We start from the raw sequence: 19,214 nt of genomic DNA on the forward strand, positions 1-19,214 counted from the left end.
CACGTTCTGAAGGAGCATCCGTGGGATGGGGTCCTGCAGAACGTGAGATCTCCTTCACTACGTGCGAAGAGACGCGGATGCTGCGCGGCAGGGCCGAACCCCGCCGCGCAGCATCCGCCGCCGACTCAGACTGCGCGGCGCAGGGCCTCGCCGAGCGCGGCATCCACGTTCGTCCAGTACTGGAAGAAGCGCTCGCGGATCTCGTCGATCGTGATGCCCTGGCCCTGACCGGTCAGGGTCTCGAGGAACCGGGCGCGCTGCTCGTCGTCGAAGACCGTGCGGTACAGGGTGCCGGCCTGACCGAAGTCGTCGTCGTCGAGGTGCAGGGTTGCGGCGGCGCGCATCAGCTCGCCGTCGGACTCCGAGCTCGCCTCGACGCCGGCCTGCGGGTCGGCCTCGGGGCCACCGGCCGCACCGAAGGAGTTCGGCGTGTAGGTGCGGTGCTCGGCCGGGTTCGGCTTGAACTGCATCTGGCCCTCGTGCATGTAGTTGCGCACCTCGGCCGCGTGCGGCTGGTTGACCGGCAGCTGGTTGTAGTTCGCGCCGATGCGGTACCGCTGCGCGTCGGAGTAGGCGAAGACGCGGGCCATGAGCATCTTGTCGGGCGAGATGCCGGTGCCGGGAACCTGGTTGCCCGGCGAGAACGCGGCCTGCTCGATCTCGGCGAAGAAGTTCTGCGGGTTCCGGTTCAGCGTGAACGTGCCGACCTTGATGCGCGGGTAGTCCTTCTTCGACCAGGTCTTGGTGAGGTCGAACGGGTTGAAGCGGTACTCCTTCGCCTCCTCGTAGGGCATGACCTGCACGTACACGTCCCACGAGGGGAACTCGCCGGTGTTGATCGCTTCGAAGAGGTCGCGGCGGTAGAAGTCGGCATCCGATCCGGCGAGCTCCTGCGCCTCGGCGGCGCCCATGGCCTCGACACCCTGGTTCGACAGGAAGTGGTACTGCACCCAGAAGCGCTCGCCTGCGGCGTTGACCCACTGGTAGGTGTGCGAGCCGTAGCCGTTCATGTGGCGCCAGCTGCGGGGGAGTCCGCGGTCGCCCATGAGGTAGGTGACCTGGTGGGCGGTCTCGGGGGAGAGCGTCCAGAAGTCCCACTGCATGTCGGCGTTGCGCAGACCCGAGTCGCCGAGGCGCTTCTGCGAGTGGATGAAGTCGGGGAACTTCATCGCGTCGCGCAGGAAGAACGTCGGGGTGTTGTTACCGACGATGTCGAGGTTGCCCTCGGTCGTGTAGAAGCGCAGCGCGAAGCCGCGCACATCGCGCCAGGTGTCGGGGGAGCCCTGCTCGCCGGCGACGGAGGAGAAACGCAGCAGCGTCTCGCTGGTCGCGCCGGGCTGGAAGGCTGCCGCGCGGGTGTAGGCCGAGACGTCTTCGGTCACGACGAACTCGCCGAACGCGCCGCCGCCCTTGGCGTGCGGGTTGCGCTCCGGCACACGCTCGCGGTTGAAGGAGGCGAGCTTCTCGACGAGGTAGCGATCGTGCAGGACCGTGGGTCCGTCGGCGCCGACGGTCAGCGAGTGAGCATCGCTCGGAGCCGGGGTGCCGGTCTGGGTGGTGGTGGCGGGCTTCGCCGGGTCGTGCGGATTCGTCATTTTCTTCTCCTTCTGCGCGCAGGCGCGACGAGTACCCCTGCCCGGGCGGGCAGGCGGGCGCGTCGGACTACTGCGCGACGTTCTGGCAGCTGGGGCAGAGGCCCCAGAAGGTGACTTCGGCTGTCTGGACGGTGAATCCCCCCGCGGATGACGGCGTGAGGCACGGCGCATCACCGGTGACGCAGTCCACGTCGCCGACGGCACCGCAGGCGGTGCAGACGATGTGGTGGTGGTTGTCGCCGATGCGCCGCTCATAGAGGGCTGCGGAGCCTGCCGGTTCGATCCGACGGACGAGGCCCGCCGTCGTCAGGTCCGCGAGGATGTTGTGCACCGACTGGATCGACGTCGTCGGGAGCACGTCGGACACGGCGCGGTAGACCCGCTCCGCATCCGTGTGGGCCATGGAGTCCAGCGCCTCGAGGACGGCGATGCGGCCCGCGGTCGCACGCAGCCCGGCACCGCGAAGTGCCGAGTCGAGCGTTGTCTCCATGTCTTCGACCCTACACGTTCTTTTGAGTCATTCAAAAGAAGGATGCCGGCATATCGGGTGTCCATCGGGTGAACGTCAGGACTCCGAGGGGGCCAGGGGCAGTTCGCGTCCGTAGTTCCACGACAGGATCGCCGGCTGCTCGCGATAGAAGCTCAGGACCGACACCGATCCGGCATCCAGGCTGATCTGGGCGCCGAAGCGCGGGGCCTGACGCAGGTAGACGGCGGTCAGGATGCGCAGGAAGTGCCCGTGCGCGACCAGGGCGACATCGCCGTGCGCCATCGCCGGGAGCACGCGGGTGAGCACGCGCGAGGCGCGGGCGGCGACCTCCTCGACGGTCTCGCCGGGAGTGTCGCCCCGGATGACGCCGTGCGTGAAGGCGGTCCAGTTGTAGCCGAGCTCTTCGCGGATGTCCTTCGTCGTGCGACCTTCGTATCCGCCGTAGTCCCATTCGACGAGAAGGGGATCGACCTCGGCGTGCAGTCCCGCGAGCTCAGCAGTGCGCCGTGCGCGTTGCAGCGGCGAGGTGAGGATGAGCGAGAAGTCGTAGTCGGCGACGAGTTCGCCGGCCCCGCGGGCGAGATCCTCCCCGCGTGCGGTGAGCGGGATGTCGGTCAGCCCGGTGTGCAGGCCCGCCTTCGACCACTCCGTCTCGCCGTGGCGCAGGAGCACCAGCTTCCCGGTGGGGTTGTCGGGGGTGGGGCGGTCAGGCAGGGGATCGTTCGTGGGCACATCGCAAGGCTGTCACGTTCAGCGGATGCTGTCACGATCCGGCTCACTCCCGCAGCGCACGGCCCCACGGCTCTGCCGGGTCGTGGATGGCGACCGCGAGCGTCGTGTCGGACTGGCCGTAGTACGCGAACCACTTCTCCTGGAACTTCACGAGGCCCTCGACGAAGGTCACGTTCGAGACGAGCCCGTGCCTGTCCTCGAAGGTCTGCGGCCGCAGCCACGGCTCCTGCAGGCGGGCGATGACCTTCGTCGGCTCATCCGGGTCGATCGCGATCTGCCCGCAGCGGTAGTCGACGTCGACCGATCCGTCCTCATGCACGACGCGGGTGGCGCCGTTCGTCAGGAACAGCAGCAGCCCGTTGTCGGTCACGACGGGCGAGGTGCCGATCTCGACGAGCGCCTCGTCCCAGGTGCCGGGCGTCGGCGAGTACATCGGATCGGTGTCGGCCGTGCCGGGGGTCCAGTGGATGAGGTCGTCGCTGGTCGCCCAGTAGATCGCGCCCTCGCCGAAGTACATCCACCACTTCCCATGCATCCTCTGCGGCACGATGACCCCGGCCTTCGACCAGTTGAACCCGCGGGGGTCCATGGTCTTGAAGGTGTCGAAGTCGTCGAACAACGGGCCGTGCTTGGTCCAGGTGCGGAGGTCCGTCGAGGTCGCGAGGCACAGCTGCGCACTGCGGCGATCCCACCCCGTGTAGGTGAGGTAGTAGGTGCCGTCGATCAGCGCGATGCGCGGGTCCTCGCAGCCGTAGGTCTCGTAGTCCTCGGACGGCGACAGGATCGGTGCATCCTCGCGGGTGAAGTTCACGCCGTCGCTCGACCGGGCGATGCCGATGTGGGAGATGATGTCGTCGGCGTGCGCCCGGTAGAGCAGCACGACCTCGTCGCCGTCGACGATCGCCGCCGGGTTGTAGAGGTTCGCCGACTCCCAGCTGTCGCCGCGCGGGCGCAGGATCGGGTTGCCCTCGTACGGGGTGAACGGACCGAGGGGGAAGGAGGCTCCGGAGAACATGGATGCCCTTTCTGGCTGGACAGCGAGTGATCAGCCCTTGACGGCTGCGCCGAGGTCGGTGGCGCGGAAGAACCGCTGGAAGACGATGAACAGGATGACGACGGGGAACGCGAGCGCGGTCGCGCCGGCGAGGATCGCCCCGTTGGGGTTCGCGGTGGACTGCGCCACGTTCGAGATGTAGTTCGCGAGAGACACGGCGAGCGGCTGCAGCGTCGCATCCTTCGTGATGAGGAACGGCCACAGGAACTCGTTCCACGGACCGATGAACGTGACGAGCACGACGGTCACCAGCACGGGCCGGATGAGCGGGATCGCGACCGACGTCAGCAGGCGGATCTCGCCGGCCCCGTCGATGCGCGCCGCCTCGAAGATCTCCACGGGCAGCGCCTTGAAGAACTGCACGAAGATGAACACGGCGGTCGTGTTGATGAGGAACGGCAGGATCATGCCGAGGTACGAGTCCCCGAGTCCGTAGCTGCGGGTGATCTGCACGTACAGCGGGATCATCAGCAGCTGGAACGGCACCATCTGCACGAGCAGCATGAGCACCCAGACGACGCCGCGTCCGCGGAAGTCGAGGCGGGCGATCGCGTACCCGGCGAGCAGTCCGAACACCACGGTGCCGAGCAGCACACCCGCCGTGAAGATCAGCGAGTTCAGCAGCGAGCCCGCGAGGTCGATCCGCGAGTCGATCGCGACGAAGTTGTCGACGGTCCATCCGCTGGTCGGGAAGAGCTCGTTCGGCGCGTTCGTCGGACTCTCCTGGAACGCGCCGACGAGCATGAAGTAGAACGGGAAGGCGAATCCGATCGCCGCCACCGTGAGCAGGACGATGCTGAGGATGCGGGGGGCCTTGCTTCTGCGTTTCATCATCGCTCCCTGGTCGCGCGGTTCGCCGCCAGCGACAGCATCCCGACGAGGATCACGAGGATCATGCCGATCGCTGCGGCCGTGTCGGGGTTCTGCTGCTGGATGCCCAGCTGGTAGATGAGCAGCACGGGGGTGGAGGAGGCGCCGTCCGGCCCTCCGCCGTTGGTGAGCAGATACGGCTCGGTGAAGAGGTTGGCGCCGGTGATGATCGACAGGATCAGCACGAGCGTGGTGGCGCTGCGGACGCCGGGAACCGTGACGTGCAGGAAGCGCTTGAAGGCGCCGGCGCCGTCGGTCTCCGCCGATTCGTAGAGCTCCTTCGGCACGTTCTGGAGCGCCGCGAGATACAGCAGGATGTAGAAGCCCAGCTGCTTCCAGGTCACGTAGAGCGCGATCATCGGCATCGCGAGCCCGCTGTTCACGAGCCACGACGGGTCGGGCGCGAGCGGGCCGAGGATCGAGTTGATCAGTCCGTTGCCCGAGAACAGCAGCATCCACACGCCGACCAGCGACACGCTCGCCGTCAGGTACGGCACGTAGAACGCGACGCGGTAGGCGGCCACCCAGCGGATGCCGGTGTTGAGGGCCGCGGCGAGCACGAGCGAGAGCACCGCGGTCAGCGGCACGTTGATCACCAGGAACACCAGTGTGTTGCGGAACGAGCCGAGCACGCGCGGATCCGTGAGCACGGTGACGAAGTTCTCGAACCCGACGAACGGGCGGTCGGGCTCGGTGCCCGGGGCGGTGAAGAAGTAGTCGTGGAAGGCGATGTAGACAGCGAACGCGAGCGGATACGCGAAGATCGCGATCACGAACACGAAGTACGGCAGCGCGAACAGGCCGCCGATCGGTTGCGCACCCAGCCATCGGGTGCGCAACCGCCGGTTGTCGGTCATCGGATCACTCGGCGACGAGCTCGTCGATCTTGGACGAGGCGTTCTTCAGGAAGTCGTCGATCGAGTCCTTGCCGAAGATCACCGCGGGGGAGTACGCGTCGCGGAACGCCTGCCAGGCCTCCACCGAGTTCGGGATGCTGGGCACGTCGGCCGTGGCCTCGGCCTGCTCGGCGAATGCGACGTAGTTCGGGTTCGCCTCGAAGTAGTCCGCGAAGGTCCCGGTCAGGTCGGTGCGCATCGGCATCTGGCCGGTGGCCTCGAGGAACTGCCCGTCGCTCTCGACGCTGGTGGAGAACTTCAGGAACTCCCACGCGGTGCCCTGGTTCTCACAGGCCGTGAACATCGACACGCTCTTCGAGTCGGCGAAGGTGACCGGGTTCTCGCGGCCGTCGCTCGTCGGAACCGGCATGAAGCCGACGTCGACGGTCTCGGCGTAGGACGGGATCGCCCAGGGCCCGGCGAGCTGCATCGCGGTCGTTCCCGCCGACATCGCGTCATCGGTCGCGGCCTCGTTCGGCGCCAGCTTGTCCTTGTAGACCGTCGCCCAGAACTCGGCGACGGTGCGTCCGGCATCCGAATCGATCGTCGCCTTGCCGTCTTCGACGAGCATGGTGCCGTCGGTCTCGGCGAGGTACAGCGGGTAGTAGTCGAACCACGGCTGGTAGAACTCGCTGGTCGGAGCGGGCCAGATCGCGCTCTGGACTCCCGAGTCGACGATCTTCTGTGCGCCCTCGAGGAACGCGTCGTACGTGTTCATCTGCGGGTTCTCCGCATCGATGCCCGCAGCCGTGAACAGCGCCTTGTTGTACATGACCATGACGGGGTTCGACTTCCACGGCAGCTGGTAGTAGCTGCCGTCGGTGGAGTACGACTCGACGTCGCCGCCCCGCTCGGTGATGTAGTCGCTGCCGCCGTCGATGGTGCTCAGGTCGACGAGGCCGCCCTGCTTGACCCACCCGGATACGGCCGCGGGCGCCACGTTGTAGACGAGGCACGGCGCAGTACCGGCGGTGATCGCGGCCGTGATGGCCTCTTCCGACGAAGAGCCGGCGGGAATCTCCTGCGCCGTGACCTTCTCATCCGGATGCTCGGCGTTCCAGGCCTCGACGACCGCCTTGCCCCACTCGACCTCCTGCTCGTTGTTCGAGAGCCAGACGTCGATGGGTCCTGTGGCGTCAGCGCCGCCTTCACCCCCGCCGCCGCCTCCGGCGGAGCATCCGGTGGCGATGAGTGCGGTGGCGCCGATGAGCGCGAGTGCGCGGATCTTCTTCATGGTGTCCTCCTCGACACGAGTGGATCTGGTGCGGTGATGCGGATGCCGACTAGCTGGTGCTGTCGCGGAAGTGCACGACGTTGCAGTCGACGAACTCGGTGCGCGGCTGCGCGCCGAGGATGACCTCCCGCAGGATGCGGGCGGCGGCGCGACCACGCGCCGCGGGATCCGACGAGACGCTGGTCAGCGCCGGAGAGAGATGAGCCGACAGGTGGTCGTCGTCGAATCCCGAGATCGCGAGGTCACGGGGGATCGAGAGACCCTGCGAGCGGGCGTACGAGAGCCCCGCTATCGCCATGGTGTCGTTCGAGTACAGGATGGCCGTCGGACGCTCGGGCAAGGCGAGCAGCTCTTCGGTCAGGTCACGTCCGCTCGCTGCGGTGAAGTCGCCTTCGCGGAGCAGCTCGTCGCTGCCGATCTCGGCGAGATACGCGTCGGCGCGTGCACGGGAGTGCACGTAGTCGAGCGGACCGGAGACGTGGGCGATGCGCTCGTGTCCGCCGGCACGGAGGTGGGCGATGATCTCGCGCACGGGAGCAGCGTCGTCGGTGCGGACGCAGGAGAAGTCGGTCGGCTGCTCGTAGGCGCCGACGAGCACGGTGGGCAGGTTCAGCTCGTCGAGCAGCGGGATGCGCCAGTCGTCGGTGCGGAGGTCGAGCAGGAGCGCGCCGTCGGCGCGGCCGTGGCTGAGGGTGCGGTACGCGCGCTCCTCGGCGTCGCGGTCCGGCACGACCTGGAGCAGGAGTGCGGTCTCGGACTCGGCGAGCACGGATTCGACGCCGGCGATGAACGCCGGGAAGAAGGAGTCGTTCGCGATGACCTCGGGATCGCGGGCCAGCACCACGGCGATCGCGTTGGCGCGGCGGGTGGCGAGAGCCCTGGCGCTCTGGCTGGGCACCCAGTCGAGCTTCGCGGCCGCGGCGAGGACCTTCGCCCTGGTCTCGTCGGAGATCGGGCGATTGCCGCTGAGGGCATGGGAGACCGTCGCCTTGGTCACGCCGGCCTCGCGGGCCACGTCGGCGATCGTCGTGCGGCTCATGCCCACCTCCTCGTGGATTCACCCCGGAGCACGCCGTTGCAGGCGTTGAACCGGTTTGATGAGTGTAAACCGGTTTGATTGTGACTGTCAACGGACCTCTCCTGTTTCGATTCGAAACGCCGGGTCAGGCCGCGGCATCCCACCAATCGAGGACGCGCGTGCCGAACAGGGTGAGCCAGCGCGACGGCTCGCCCTCCGGGGCATCGACGGCGAACCAGGTGCGGCCGGCGAGTGGCGTTCCCTGCAGCCAGGTGCCGTCGGGCCGACGTGCGGCGCGGACCATCTCCACCGCATCGGCGAGCCGTGGGTCGGGACGCGTGCCCTCCAGGAGCGCGGCATCGCGGAAGTGGTCGAGCGCGGTCAGCGCGCTGTACCGGTACCGGTGCGGGTACGTGAACTGCGACACGAAGCCGTCGACGACCTCTCCGGTCGACTCCCGGTAGAGGAGCCGGCGCCGAAGGAGATACTCCTCGCCCCCATGGCGGGCGCCGCGTGCGGACGTGTCGCCCGTGAGGCGCTCGTAGGCCAGCAGTCCGACCATCGCGTTCAGCGTCGAGTGGAACGAGGACCGCGTCGACCGTCCCTCCTCCGCCTCGCAGTTCCAGCCGCCGTCGGCGAGGCGGTGCGTCACGAACCAGCGCGCGAGCTCGCTCATGTCCACCCCGAGCCAGGCGCCGCTGGCGAGGGTGAACGCGTTGATGCACACGTCGACCTCGCCGCCCCAGAACGGGAGATCCTCGTACTCCCAGCGGCAGTTCGCCGCGAGCTTCTCAACTGTCCCCTCGAGGGCTGCGGCGTCCGCGCCCCACTCGCGGAGGTCTTTGAGCGACCAGCTGGTCGCGACCCAGGGCTGTCCCGACGTCTGCGCCTCGGCACTGTCGAAGAAGCCTCGAGGGAAGTGAGCGCCTCCCGCCCACTGCCCGTCGGCATCCTGTCGGGAGAGCAGCGCGGCGCCGAACCCCTCGGTCGTCACCCGTGCCCTGGTCGCCTCCCAGACCTCGGGCGGAGCATCCGTCAGGTCGCGCTCGACCTGCCAGCGGAGGGAAGGGTCGGAATCGAGCAGCCAATCACGGAGTGCCGTCGAGATCGCCATGCGCGCACGCTACTCCTGACCCGCGACCGGCGAAACCCTCGCTCAGGCGAAGCGGGACCGCTGGATCAGCCGGGTGCGGATGTCGAACAGCTCGTTGCCTCCGATGACCCGGGCGCCCGGCATCCCCTTCCGCAGCAGCAGCGGCAGGGCACTGCGTCGGACGACCACCACCGGGAGTCCGCGGATGCTGCCGAGCGGCGTGACCGCCTGCGACAGGTCGTCGTCGGGCAGGGCGACGATCGCGCCGCTGAAGCGCACGCGCGCGGTGCGGGCGACGACGTTGATCTGGGCGAGGAGCGTCGTGACCGGTGCCCGGTGACCCAGGCTCGGACCCGTGATCTCGCCGCGGCGGAATCCGACCACGCCGCCGAAGTCGGCCGACATCACGCCGTACAGGCCGGAGGGGCCGAGCACGATGTGGTCGAGCCGGTCCGCGGCATCCGTCGTCTCCGCTTCGGCGGATGCCGCAACGGCCACGCCGTGCCACAGCGTGAAGCCCATGCCCAGACCGGCGACGGTCTGGGCCGTGCCCTCCTCGGCCAGCGCGTCGGCGAGCAGGCGCTTGAGCTCGCGCGGTGCCGCGCGCACCAGCGCCGGGGCGTACGGGTCGGCGACCTCTTCGCCGGCCCACTCCTGCAGGAGGGACACGTACCGGGCACGCCGCCACGCACCGGGCTCGCCGTACGACTTCGGGCGCGGTCGCGTGTCCCTGCGAGTGTCGGGGGCCCGCCATCCGCCCCACTCCGTCTCGACGCCGATGCCGTGGCTGCGGTCGTAGGCCGCACGGCCCTCCGGAGTGCCGACCAGCTCCCAGGCGCGCTGCACCCGGATGAACACGGCCGCGTCACCGCCGGTGTCGGGATGCGTCTGCCGCAGCCGCAGCCGATACGCGCGCCGCAGGTCGTCGTCGGCCGACGTCGACGCGACGCCGAGCACTTCGTAGGCCGAGGCCGAGAGCGGACTGTCGAACATCGCGCTCCCTCCGTCGCCGCAGCATCCAGGTTATTGCGTTCGCGGCGCTGCTCCGGTCGCAGTTCGTGCCGCTTCGAGAACGTTCGGACGGCAGGAACTGCGACCGGAACGACGCCCGGCGGCAGCTACTGCGACCGGAACCCGACGAACGGGACCGCCGACCCTGCTCAGCGGTCGACGAAGCTCATCTGCTGCGAGTTGTACCGGTCGCCGGCGACGCCCACCCGGTCGGCCAGGCGGTCGAGGTCGGAGACCTCGTCGGCCGACAGGGCGACGGCGGTCGCTCCCGCGTTCTCGGCGATCCGCGCCGTGCGACGGGTTCCGGGAATCGGCACGATCCACGGGGCGCGAGCGAGCAGCCAGGCGAGGGCGATCTGGCCGGGCGTGGCGTCCTTCGCGGCGGCGAGGTCGCCGACCTGGCGCACGAGCGCCTGGTTGGCTGCGCGGTTCTCCTCGCTGAAGCGCGGGATCGTCCCGCGGATGTCGCCGTCCGCGAAGGTCGTGTTCTGATCGACCGTGCCGGTGAGGAATCCCTTCCCGAGCGGGCTGAACGGCACGAAGCCGATCCCCAGCTCGCCGAGCACCGGGAGGACGTCGCGTTCGGGGTCGCGCGTCCAGAGCGAGTACTCGCTCTGCAAGGCCGTGACCGGCTGCACCGCGTGGGCGCGGCGGATGGTGGATGCCGACGCCTCGGACAGCCCGAAATGCCGGACCTTGCCTTCGGCGATCAGCTCGGCGACCGTGCCGGCGACGTCTTCGATCGGCACCTCGGGGTCGACGCGGTGCTGGTAGAACAGGTCGATCACGTCGGTGCGGAGCCGCCGGAGCGACTCCTCGGCGACCCGGCGGATCTGCTCCGGACGACTGTCGAGTCCGACGCTGCGTCCGTCTTCGATCCGCCAGCCGAACTTCGTGGCGACCACGACCTGATCGCGGATGGGCTCCAGCGCCTCTCCGACCAGTTTTTCGTTCGCGTAGGGGCCGTAGACCTCGGCCGTGTCGAAGAACGTCACGCCGTGATCGAGGGCCGAGCGCAGCACCGCGATCATCTCGTCGCGGTCGCCGGGGTTCGGCCCGTAGCTCTGCGACATCCCCATGCAGCCGAGTCCGACCGCCGAGACCTCGAGTCCCTGTCCGATTGTGCGTGTGTGCATGAGTGGTCCTTTCCCGAGCATCGAGGCCGCCTGCGCGGCCGTGCCACCGACGTTACGCGCGGGCCTTCCGCTGAGGGAGGGCCTGTCGGTACCCCTCTGTCCGACGGATCGATCGAACGATGGAGGCGCCGGCGGCGGTCCGGGGCGAGAATGTGAGGATGCCGTCCATCGACCCGTCGCCGCGGGAGCCCGCGCACACGTGGGCGAGCCTGATCGGGTCGATCCGCATCGGCCAGGCGGTCATCACGGTCGTGCTGCTCGTGATCGGCGCCGTCCGCGCCTCGGCCGACGGCATCCCGCTGCCCTGGGTCCTGGCGCTGTCGCTCGCCTTCCTCGGGTGGTACGGCGGCGGTCTGCTGCTCGGCGAGCGCACCGCGGATCGGCGTCTGGCGACCTGGTGGCTGCTCGGGCTGACGCTGATCTGGCTCGGCGCGGTCGCTGTGTCGCCCGAGTTCGTGTGGCTCGCGTTCCCGCTCTGGCTGCTCGCCGGGTTCGTGATGCGCCTGCGCTGGGCGCTGCTGCTCAGCGTCGTCATCCTCGCGGTCGTGGTCGTCGCCCCGCTGCTGCACACCGGCGCGACGAGCTACGCGAACGTGATCGGGCCGCTCGTCGGCGGCGTCTTCGCGTTGGGCATCTCCCGCGGCTACCTCGAACTGGTGCGCGACGGTCGCGAACGGCGACGGCTGATCGCCTCGCTCGTCGCCACGCAGGAGGAGATGGCGGCACTGCAGGACGAGCTCGCTCGCACGCAGCGCGAGTCGGGCGCGAGCGCCGAGCGCACCAGGGTCTCCCGCGACATCCACGACACCGTCGCCCAGAGCGTCTCCTCGATCGGGATGCTGGCGCGCTCGGCTCTGGAGGCCGACGACGCCGCACAGAGCACCCGCGCCCTCCGCCAGATCGGCACGCTCGCGGCCGAGGGGCTGGCCGACGCGCGGCGCATCGTGAACGCGCTGATGCCCGCCGAGCTCGAGTCCAGTGCGCTCGGCGACGCCCTCGCGCGCATGCTCGAGCGTCTCGCCGAGGAGACCGGCATCGCCGCGACGCTCCATGTCGACGACGACCTGCCCGCGCTCGGCCTCGACGCCGAGGTCGCGCTGCTGCGCACGGCGCAGTCCGCCCTCGCGAACGTGCGCTCGCACGCGGCCGCCTCCCGGGTGGTGGTCACGCTGGCCGACGCGGGCGATGCGGTGCGGCTCGACATCGTCGACGACGGGATCGGGTTCGACGCGACCCGGTGGGAAGCCCAGGGCGGGGCGGGGAGCCGGGGCGGCGGCTACGGACTGCGCTCCATGCGCGCGCGATTGCGGGAGCTCGGCGGAGGACTCGACGTGGAGAGCGTCCAGAGCGACGGAGCGGCACTGTCGGCGCACGTCCCGCTCGGTGGTCCGTCTCCGGCCCGGGATGCCGGAGGCGACGGATGACGGCCGTGCGGGTGCTGCTCGTCGACGATCACCCCATCGTCCGGGCCGGGGTGCGCTCCCTGTTCGACCACCGTGACGACGTCGAGGTGGTCGGCGAGGCGTCGTCCGGCGAGGAGGCCGTCCTGCTCGCCCGGCACCTGCACCCCGACGTCGTGCTGTGCGACCTGCGACTCGGCGAGGGGATGGACGGCGTGGCGACGACCGCCGCCCTGCGTGCGCAGCATCCGGCTCCCGCCGTGATCATCCTGACGACGTTCGATCGCGACGCCGAGATCTTCGGTGCGATCGAAGCGGGCGCGGCGGGGTACCTCCTCAAGGACGTCGCGCCCGACGACATCGTTCGCGCGATCCGTCAGGCGGCGTCCGGAGGGCTCGTGCTCGCCCCGGAGATCAGCGAGCGGGTCGTGCAGGTGATGCGCGCGCCCCGCGTGCGACTCACCGATCGCGAGCGGGAGGTCCTCGCCCTGCTCGACACCGGGGCATCCAACCGCGAGATCGCGAAGACCCTCTTCGTCACCGAGGCGACCGTGAAGACGCACCTGGTGCACGTGTTCGAGAAGCTCGGCGCCGACAGCCGCGCCCGTGCGATCGCGATCGCGCGGGACGCCGGTCTGCTCTGACGTCGGTTCGGCTGCGACGCCGCAGCATCCGCATCTCAACCGTTCGATGGATCCCCGGAACGGATGCTGCGCCGAGGCTGGAAGAGACCCGAAAGGTACCCCCATGCGCAGACTCTTCCACGCCGCGTTCGCCTACATGCTCGTAGGCGTCGCCTCCGGACTCTTCTACCGCGAGTTCACCAAGATCAACGGCTTCCCGGAGGGGGAGGCGACGCAGCTCGGCCTCGTGCACACGCACCTGCTCGTGCTGGGCTTCGTCGTGCTCCTCATCGTCCTCCTCCTGGAGAAGGCGTTCACGCTCTCCGAGAGCCGCCTCTTCGGGTGGTTCTTCTGGCTCTACAACGCCGGCCTCGTGCTGACGTCGGCGATGCTCGTATGGCATGGCTGCCTGACGGTGCTCGGTCAGGAGTCGTCGAAGATGATCGCCGGCATCGCGGGTGTCGGCCACATGCTGCTCACCGCCGGCATGGTGCTGCTCTTCCTCGCGCTGCGCAAGCGGATCTTCGTCGCGAAGACCGCTGCTCCGGAGGAAGCCGCCCTGGCGCGCGCCTAGTCCGCCTCGATCGAGTCGTCCCGCAGGTACCGGATGTGCGCCTCGTGCCGCGTCAGGTGGTTCGGCGACTTCCGCACGAACAGCCAGGCCACGATCAGCAGCGCGAACCAGATCGGCGTGACGAGCAGCGCGGTCAGCGTGTCGGGCTGGGTCGTCAGTGCCCAGAGGATGAACACGAAGAACGCGAGCACGACGTAGACCATGAAGACGCCGCCCGGCATCCGGAACGTCGAGGCGGCGACCTTCTCGGGGCGCCGGCGCCGGTACACGAGGTAGCTGCAGAGGAAGATCGTCCAGACGAACATGAAGCACACGGCCGAGACGGTGGTGACCATGTCGAAGGCCGTGCCGATGTCCTCGCCCGCGTAGAGCAGCACCACTCCGGAGAGCAGCAGGATGCAGGAGAGGAACAGCGCGTTCTGCGGCACCCGCCGGCGTGACAGCCGTCCGAAGAGCTGCGGGGCGTCGCCGTCCTGCGCGAGGCCGAACACCATGCGCGAGGTCGAGTAGATGCCGGAGTTCGCACTCGACATCGCCGAGGTGAGCACGACGAGGTTCACGACGGTGGCGGCGATGCCGAGTCCGGCCAGCGCGAACATCGCGATGAACGGGCTCTCGCCGGCGACGTACTCGGTCCAGGGCGTGACGGCCATCAGCACGATGAGCGCGCCCACGTAGAAGAGCAGGATGCGGATGGGGATCGCGTTGATCGCCTTGGGCAGGTTGCGCTTCGGGTCCTTGGTCTCGGCGGCAGCCGTGCCGACGAGCTCGACGCCGACGAACGCGAACACCGCGATCTGGAAGCCCGCGACGAAGCCCATGAACCCGTGCGGGAACATCCCGCCGTGGTCCCAGAGGTTCGAGAAGCTCGCGGTTCCGGCGTCGTGCTGGAACCCGGTGAAGATCATCACGAGGCCCGTGATGATGAGGGCGACGATCGCGACGATCTTGATGAGCGCGAACCAGAACTCCATCTCACCGAACGCCGCGACCGTCGGCAGGTTCAGGGCGAGGAGGATCACGATCACGAGCAGGCCGGGGATCCACAGCGGGATGCCGGGGATCAGGGCGTCCGTGTAGCCGGCGATCGCGATGACGTCGGCGACACCCGTGACCACCCAGCAGAACCAGTACGTCCAGCCGGTGAAGAAGCCCGCCCAGGGGCCGAGGAGGTCGCTCGCGAAGTCGCTGAACGACTTGTACTTGAGGTTCGACAGCAGCAGCTCGCCCATCGCCCGCATGACGAAGAACAGCATGAAGCCGATGATCATGTAGACGAAGATCACCGACGGCCCCGCGACCGAGATGGTCTTCCCGCTGCCCATGAACAGGCCGGTGCCGATGGCCCCGCCGATCGCGAGCAGCTGGATGTGCCGGTTGCTCAGCGCTCGCCGCAGATGCTGATCCTCGCCCGTGGAGCCGCCCACCCCGACGGACCCCTTCGTCTTCTCTGTCGTCACTGTCATCCTCCGGTGCGTTCGATGCCGGATGCCCGTGCATCCCCTCGACCGTACTTCCTGTGAGCTGCTCTTCCGTTGCGCCGAATCGATTCGATAAACTGGAGCCTCCCCCGATCACCCCCCAGTTCTGCGAGCCGCTTCTTCATGGCCACTCCTCTCACCACGGGTCGCCCGTGGCGTGTCATCCTCGCCTTCTCGATCCCGCTGCTCATCGGCAATGTCGTGCAGCAGCTGTATCACTTCGCCGACGCCATCGTCGTGGGGCGGCACCTCGGCGTGGACTCCCTCGCCGCGGTGGGGGCGACCGGCCCGCTGCTGTTCCTCCTGCTCGGCTTCGCGTGGGGTCTCACCAGCGGTTTCGCCATCCCCATCGCCCAGGCCTTCGGCGCGCGTGACGACGCCGCGGTGCGTCGCTCGGTCGCGACGGGAGTGATCCTCTCCGGCGTCACGAGTGTGCTGCTGACCGTGGTCGCCCCTCTCATCGCGGCGCCGCTCCTCGCGCTGCTGCAGACACCGCCCGAGCTGATGGCCGAGGCCACGGTCTTCACGCAGATCAGCTTCCTCGGCGCCGGCGCGACCATGTTCTTCAACTACCTCTCCGCGATCATCCGTGCGATTGGGGACTCGCGTACGCCGCTGGTCTTCCTCACCGTGTCGTGCGCCCTGAACGTGGGGCTCGTCGTGCTCATGGTCGGGCCGTTGGAGTGGGGGGTCGCCGGTGCAGCTCTCGCCACGGTCGTGGCGCAGGCGGTCTCGGTCCTGCTGTGCCTCGAGTTCGTGCGCCGCCGTCTCCCGATGCTGCACCTGCGCCGCCTGGACTGGCGCGTCACCCGCGCCGACGTCGCGGAGCACCTGCGACTCGGGCTCCCGATGGGCTTCCAGGCGTCGATCATCGCGATCGGCACGCTCACGGTGCAGGTCGCGCTGAACACGCTCGGCTCCGACGCCGTCGCCGCGTACACCACCGCCTCGCGCGTCGACAGTCTGGCGGTGGCGCTGCTGTCCTCTCTCGGTCTGGCCGTCTCGATGTACGCGGCGCAGAACCACGGCGGTCGTCGCCCCGACCGCATCCGCCGCGGAGTCGTCGAGGCCACCTGGATGTCGATCGTCTCGGGCATCGTGCTCGGCGGGCTGCTGATCGCCTTCGGCGCCCCCATGGTCCGCCTGTTCATCGGCGCCGGCTCCGACGACGTCGTGAACCTCGCCCACCAGATGCTCATCATCAACGGATGCGGCTACTGGGCCCTCGGCATGCTGTTCGTGCTCCGCGGCGCTCTGCAGGGGCTCGGCCACACGCTCGTGCCGACCGTCACGGGTGTGATCGAGCTCGTGATGCGCGTCGGCGCGGCGGTCCTGCTCGGCGCGCTGATCGGCTTCGCCGGTGTCGCCCTCAGCAACCCGCTCGCCTGGGTCGGCGCGATCGTGCTGCTGGTCCCCGCGTACGTCCGCGCGCACCGGGATCTCGCGCGGTTGCCGGTCGATCCGGCGGAGGCGACCGAGACCTCCGCGATCGCGATCGTCGGCCCCACCGACGGTTCCATGGTCGTCGACGCGGTCGTGACGCAGCCCATCGCCACGGTCCGCACCTCGCGTCTGCGGAAGCTCACGCTGCGCCGACGCCGCTCCGAGCGCGCCCGCCGCTGACCGAAAAGCACGGAACGCGCAGGAAAAAGATCGTTCTGGAGGATGATGCGGGGTCGCACTTGAGACGGATGGCTTCCCGCTGGCACTCTCTTAGTGTCGAAGGAGCGGATATTCCGCTGACGGGGGGTCGTCATGACGACATTCAGAATGGCCAGCGATCTGGCTGAGGTGATGGTTCCGATCGGGATCGCGGGGGCGGCATTCGCTGCGATCTGCGCCGTCGTGGCGGGGATCGCGATCATGCGCGGTGCCGGAGGGCTCACGGGAGGCGCCGTGGGTCTGTGGATCGTCGGCGCGCTGATGAGCTTCACGGCGTCGTTCGCGAACCAGTGGCTGCCGCTGCTCGCCGCGTGCGCCGCACTGGTCGCCATGCTCACGCTCGGCGGTGTCGTCCGCGCGATCGTCAGCGCCACCGATCTCGGCCGCACGATGCGTCAGCGTTCGCGCGAGCAGGAGGCCGTGCCGACCGTGGTGAAGCCGGCATCCGCGCTGCAGAGCGCATCGACCGGATCGATCGCCGTCGTCTCCTGACGCGTCACCGCGGGAGCATCCCGCTGCCGTCGCGCAGCTCGAACACGAGCTGCGTCTCGGTGCCGCGGACGACCGGATGGATCGTGATGTGCTCGAGCACGATGTCGCGGAGCGCCGTGGCGTCCTCGACCGCCACGTGCACGAGGAAGTCGTCCACCCCGGCGACGTGGAACACCTGCAGCACGCGGGGGATGCTCGCGAGCGCATCGAACAGCGCGGTGACCTTCGGGCCGGTGTGATTGGCGAGGCGCACCTTGATGATCGCCTGCAGGGGGTAGCCGAGTGCCGCCTCGTCGACGCGGATGCGGGTGTCGCGGATCACACCGCGCTCGCGCAGCGCCCTGATCCGATGCGCGCAGGTCGACTCCGCGAGGCCGAGTCGGTGCGCGAGCGCCTTGTTCGTGATCTCCGCGTCGTCCAGGAGGGCGGCGAGCAGCGCGAGGTCGACCTCGTCGAGTGCTGCGCCTTGTGTTCTCGCCAATGTCGCCTCGTCTCTGATGCTGCCGGTTGCTCAGAATAGCGAGAAAGGCGCAAAAAATGGCGGATGCTGTCGAATCTCAGCGCCTTCGTCGTGTTTCCGACAGCCTGGAAGCATGACTGCACCGCTGCATCCCGACACCGTCGCCGTCCACAGCGGCCGCTCCGATCTCGAGGGTCTCGGGGTCCACGCGCTGCCCATCGATCTCTCGACGACGAATCCGCTCCCCGACATCGAGCGCGGCGGCGACTCGTACGAGGCGATGGCGACCGGCGGACGCCCGCCCGCGGACGGCAGCATGGTCTACGCCCGGCTCTGGAACCCGACGGTCGCGCGCTTCGAGGCCGCGCTCGCCGAGATGGAGCACGCCGAGGCATCCGTCGCCTTCGGTTCGGGCATGGCGGCGATGACGGCCGTGATCCTCGCCCACACCAACGCCGTCGGCAAGAGGCACGTCGTCGCGGTGCGCCCGCTCTACGGCGGCACCGACCACCTGCTCGGCTCCGGACTCCTGGGTGCCGAGGTGAGCTACTGCGACCCGCACGAGGTGGCCCGCAGCATCCGCCCCGACACCGGACTGGTCGTTCTCGAGACGCCGGCGAACCCGACGCTCGACATCGCGGACATCGCCGACATCGTGCGGCAGGCGGGGGAGGTGCCCGTCGTCGTCGACAACACCTTCGCCACTCCGGTGCTGCAGAACCCGATCGACCTCGGCGCCGCGATGTCGCTGCACAGCGCCACCAAGTACCTGGGCGGGCACGGCGACGTCATCGCCGGCGTCGTGGCCTGCAGCGAGGCGACGGCTGAGGCGCTCCGGCGCGTGCGGGCCGTGACCGGCGGTCTGCTGCATCCGCTCGGCGCGTACCTGCTGCATCGCGGGCTCACGACCCTGCCGGTGCGGATGCGCCAGCAGCAGGAGAACGCGCGTCGCATCGTGCAGTGGCTGATCGACCGGCCGGAGGTCGCCGAGGTGTTCTACCCGGGGCTCGACGGCGATCCGCACGGCATCCTGAACCGGCAGATGCGGGGCACCGGAGCGATGATCGCGATGCGGATGCGGGGAGGCTTCGCCGCCGCATCGACGATCACGACGGCGACGGCACTGTTCACCCACGCCGTCTCGCTGGGCGGGGTGGACTCGCTGATCCAGCATCCTGCCGCGCTCACCCATCGCCCGGTGCCGCCCGAGGCGCGCCCCGCCGCCGACGTGCTCCGTCTGTCGATCGGTCTCGAGAATGCCGACGACCTGATCGCCGACCTCGCCCAGGCCTTCGCGGCGGCCCCCAGCATCGCCGAGCCGCCCCTCTCTGAGCGAGCCACCCCCTTGAGTGATGCCCATACGGGGGCCGTTCGGGCATAAGGGGGCGGTTCG

The 19,214-nt window shown here is 69.1% G+C and carries 19 protein-coding genes; 6 read left to right on the forward strand and 13 right to left on the reverse strand.

The window, feature by feature from the left end:
• Window positions 1-125: 125 nt before the first annotated feature.
• The 11 genes from ABS642_RS15280 to ABS642_RS15330 form a co-directional block, all read right to left on the reverse strand.
• Window positions 126-1,595, reverse strand: coding sequence for a catalase (locus tag ABS642_RS15280; RefSeq protein WP_350350764.1), 1,470 nt, complete (start codon window positions 1,593-1,595; stop codon window positions 126-128).
• A 67-nt stretch (window positions 1,596-1,662) separates the two neighbouring features.
• Entirely contained in the window at window positions 1,663-2,085 is a 423-nt protein-coding gene (locus tag ABS642_RS15285) for a Fur family transcriptional regulator (RefSeq protein WP_350350765.1), read from the reverse strand.
• Window positions 2,086-2,160: 75 nt separating this feature from the next.
• Window positions 2,161-2,817, reverse strand: a complete 657-nt coding sequence (locus ABS642_RS15290; protein WP_282215432.1) for a histidine phosphatase family protein — start codon at window positions 2,815-2,817, stop codon at window positions 2,161-2,163.
• A gap of 43 nt (window positions 2,818-2,860) precedes the next feature.
• The gene (locus ABS642_RS15295; protein WP_350350766.1) at window positions 2,861-3,832 is read right to left on the reverse strand and encodes a glycoside hydrolase family 130 protein; all 972 of its coding nucleotides are present in this window, start codon (window positions 3,830-3,832) and stop codon (window positions 2,861-2,863) included.
• 30 nt (window positions 3,833-3,862) lie between these two features.
• Window positions 3,863-4,705, reverse strand: coding sequence for a carbohydrate ABC transporter permease (locus ABS642_RS15300; protein ID WP_282215443.1), 843 nt, complete (start codon window positions 4,703-4,705; stop codon window positions 3,863-3,865).
• A complete protein-coding gene (locus ABS642_RS15305; RefSeq protein WP_350350767.1) occupies window positions 4,702-5,598 on the reverse strand; it encodes a sugar ABC transporter permease in 897 nt (298 codons plus the stop codon). Before ABS642_RS15305 ends, ABS642_RS15300 begins: the two co-directional genes overlap by 4 nt.
• A 4-nt stretch (window positions 5,599-5,602) precedes the next feature.
• Window positions 5,603-6,871 (reverse strand): extracellular solute-binding protein, encoded by a 1,269-nt coding sequence (locus ABS642_RS15310; RefSeq protein ID WP_350350768.1) that lies wholly within the window; start codon window positions 6,869-6,871, stop codon window positions 5,603-5,605.
• A gap of 49 nt (window positions 6,872-6,920) precedes the next feature.
• Window positions 6,921-7,910, reverse strand: coding sequence for a LacI family DNA-binding transcriptional regulator (locus ABS642_RS15315; protein ID WP_350350769.1), 990 nt, complete (start codon window positions 7,908-7,910; stop codon window positions 6,921-6,923).
• A 124-nt stretch (window positions 7,911-8,034) separates the two neighbouring features.
• Window positions 8,035-9,003 carry a squalene cyclase gene (locus ABS642_RS15320; RefSeq protein ID WP_350350770.1) on the reverse strand — a complete coding sequence of 323 codons (969 nt, stop codon included), beginning with the start codon at window positions 9,001-9,003 and terminating at the stop codon, window positions 8,035-8,037.
• 42 nt (window positions 9,004-9,045) lie between these two features.
• Window positions 9,046-9,975, reverse strand: a complete 930-nt coding sequence (locus tag ABS642_RS15325) for a DnaJ domain-containing protein (protein WP_350350771.1) — start codon at window positions 9,973-9,975, stop codon at window positions 9,046-9,048.
• Window positions 9,976-10,142: 167 nt separating this feature from the next.
• On the reverse strand, window positions 10,143-11,129 hold the full coding sequence (locus ABS642_RS15330) for an aldo/keto reductase (RefSeq protein WP_350350772.1): 987 nt from the start codon (window positions 11,127-11,129) through the stop codon (window positions 10,143-10,145).
• Window positions 11,130-11,287: 158 nt separating this feature from the next.
• Here ABS642_RS15330 and ABS642_RS15335 point away from each other — a divergent pair, with 158 nt between their 5' ends.
• From ABS642_RS15335 to ABS642_RS15345, 3 genes are all read left to right on the forward strand, one after another.
• Window positions 11,288-12,553: a sensor histidine kinase gene (locus ABS642_RS15335; protein ID WP_350350773.1), complete on the forward strand. Its 1,266-nt coding sequence runs from the start codon at window positions 11,288-11,290 to the stop codon at window positions 12,551-12,553.
• Window positions 12,550-13,173 (forward strand): response regulator transcription factor, encoded by a 624-nt coding sequence (locus ABS642_RS15340; protein WP_350350774.1) that lies wholly within the window; start codon window positions 12,550-12,552, stop codon window positions 13,171-13,173. Before ABS642_RS15335 ends, ABS642_RS15340 begins: the two co-directional genes overlap by 4 nt.
• Window positions 13,174-13,276: 103 nt before the next feature.
• Window positions 13,277-13,726: a DUF2871 domain-containing protein gene (locus ABS642_RS15345; protein ID WP_350350775.1), complete on the forward strand. Its 450-nt coding sequence runs from the start codon at window positions 13,277-13,279 to the stop codon at window positions 13,724-13,726.
• Here ABS642_RS15345 and cycA read toward each other — a convergent pair.
• Entirely contained in the window at window positions 13,723-15,192 is a 1,470-nt protein-coding gene (gene cycA / locus ABS642_RS15350) for a D-serine/D-alanine/glycine transporter (RefSeq protein WP_350350776.1), read from the reverse strand. The genes ABS642_RS15345 and cycA overlap by 4 nt on opposite strands.
• Before the next feature lie 138 nt (window positions 15,193-15,330).
• Here cycA and ABS642_RS15355 point away from each other — a divergent pair, with 138 nt between their 5' ends.
• Together ABS642_RS15355 and ABS642_RS15360 are read left to right on the forward strand one after the other, a co-directional pair.
• Window positions 15,331-16,830 (forward strand): MATE family efflux transporter, encoded by a 1,500-nt coding sequence (locus ABS642_RS15355; protein WP_350350777.1) that lies wholly within the window; start codon window positions 15,331-15,333, stop codon window positions 16,828-16,830.
• 132 nt (window positions 16,831-16,962) lie between these two features.
• A complete protein-coding gene (locus tag ABS642_RS15360) occupies window positions 16,963-17,361 on the forward strand; it encodes a hypothetical protein (protein ID WP_350350778.1) in 399 nt (132 codons plus the stop codon).
• A 4-nt stretch (window positions 17,362-17,365) separates the two neighbouring features.
• Here the strand turns inward: ABS642_RS15360 and ABS642_RS15365 are convergent, their stop codons facing one another.
• The gene (locus tag ABS642_RS15365) at window positions 17,366-17,842 is read right to left on the reverse strand and encodes an Lrp/AsnC family transcriptional regulator (protein ID WP_350350779.1); all 477 of its coding nucleotides are present in this window, start codon (window positions 17,840-17,842) and stop codon (window positions 17,366-17,368) included.
• A gap of 112 nt (window positions 17,843-17,954) precedes the next feature.
• On the opposite strand from ABS642_RS15365, the gene ABS642_RS15370 reads away from it, so the two are divergent.
• Window positions 17,955-19,202, forward strand: a complete 1,248-nt coding sequence (locus ABS642_RS15370) for a PLP-dependent aspartate aminotransferase family protein (RefSeq protein ID WP_350350780.1) — start codon at window positions 17,955-17,957, stop codon at window positions 19,200-19,202.
• The last annotated feature ends 12 nt before the right edge of the window (window positions 19,203-19,214 follow it).

The sequence above is a fragment of the Microbacterium sp. A8/3-1 genome, from assembly GCF_040267695.1.
Taxonomy (GTDB): domain Bacteria; phylum Actinomycetota; class Actinomycetes; order Actinomycetales; family Microbacteriaceae; genus Microbacterium; species Microbacterium luteolum.

Coding starts and splice junctions, on each gene's coding strand:
- ABS642_RS15280 (WP_350350764.1), bottom strand. CDS start 1,595: ATGACGAATCCGCACGACCCGGCGAAGCCCGCCACCACCACCCAGACC.
- cycA (WP_350350776.1), bottom strand. CDS start 15,192: ATGACAGTGACGACAGAGAAGACGAAGGGGTCCGTCGGGGTGGGCGGC.
- ABS642_RS15320 (WP_350350770.1), bottom strand. CDS start 9,003: ATGGCGATCTCGACGGCACTCCGTGATTGGCTGCTCGATTCCGACCCT.
- ABS642_RS15370 (WP_350350780.1), top strand. CDS start 17,955: ATGACTGCACCGCTGCATCCCGACACCGTCGCCGTCCACAGCGGCCGC.
- ABS642_RS15345 (WP_350350775.1), top strand. CDS start 13,277: ATGCGCAGACTCTTCCACGCCGCGTTCGCCTACATGCTCGTAGGCGTC.
- ABS642_RS15330 (WP_350350772.1), bottom strand. CDS start 11,129: ATGCACACACGCACAATCGGACAGGGACTCGAGGTCTCGGCGGTCGGA.
- ABS642_RS15335 (WP_350350773.1), top strand. CDS start 11,288: ATGCCGTCCATCGACCCGTCGCCGCGGGAGCCCGCGCACACGTGGGCG.
- ABS642_RS15325 (WP_350350771.1), bottom strand. CDS start 9,975: ATGTTCGACAGTCCGCTCTCGGCCTCGGCCTACGAAGTGCTCGGCGTC.
- ABS642_RS15300 (WP_282215443.1), bottom strand. CDS start 4,705: ATGATGAAACGCAGAAGCAAGGCCCCCCGCATCCTCAGCATCGTCCTG.
- ABS642_RS15360 (WP_350350778.1), top strand. CDS start 16,963: ATGACGACATTCAGAATGGCCAGCGATCTGGCTGAGGTGATGGTTCCG.
- ABS642_RS15315 (WP_350350769.1), bottom strand. CDS start 7,910: ATGAGCCGCACGACGATCGCCGACGTGGCCCGCGAGGCCGGCGTGACC.
- ABS642_RS15295 (WP_350350766.1), bottom strand. CDS start 3,832: ATGTTCTCCGGAGCCTCCTTCCCCCTCGGTCCGTTCACCCCGTACGAG.
- ABS642_RS15305 (WP_350350767.1), bottom strand. CDS start 5,598: ATGACCGACAACCGGCGGTTGCGCACCCGATGGCTGGGTGCGCAACCG.
- ABS642_RS15310 (WP_350350768.1), bottom strand. CDS start 6,871: ATGAAGAAGATCCGCGCACTCGCGCTCATCGGCGCCACCGCACTCATC.
- ABS642_RS15340 (WP_350350774.1), top strand. CDS start 12,550: ATGACGGCCGTGCGGGTGCTGCTCGTCGACGATCACCCCATCGTCCGG.
- ABS642_RS15355 (WP_350350777.1), top strand. CDS start 15,331: ATGGCCACTCCTCTCACCACGGGTCGCCCGTGGCGTGTCATCCTCGCC.
- ABS642_RS15285 (WP_350350765.1), bottom strand. CDS start 2,085: ATGGAGACAACGCTCGACTCGGCACTTCGCGGTGCCGGGCTGCGTGCG.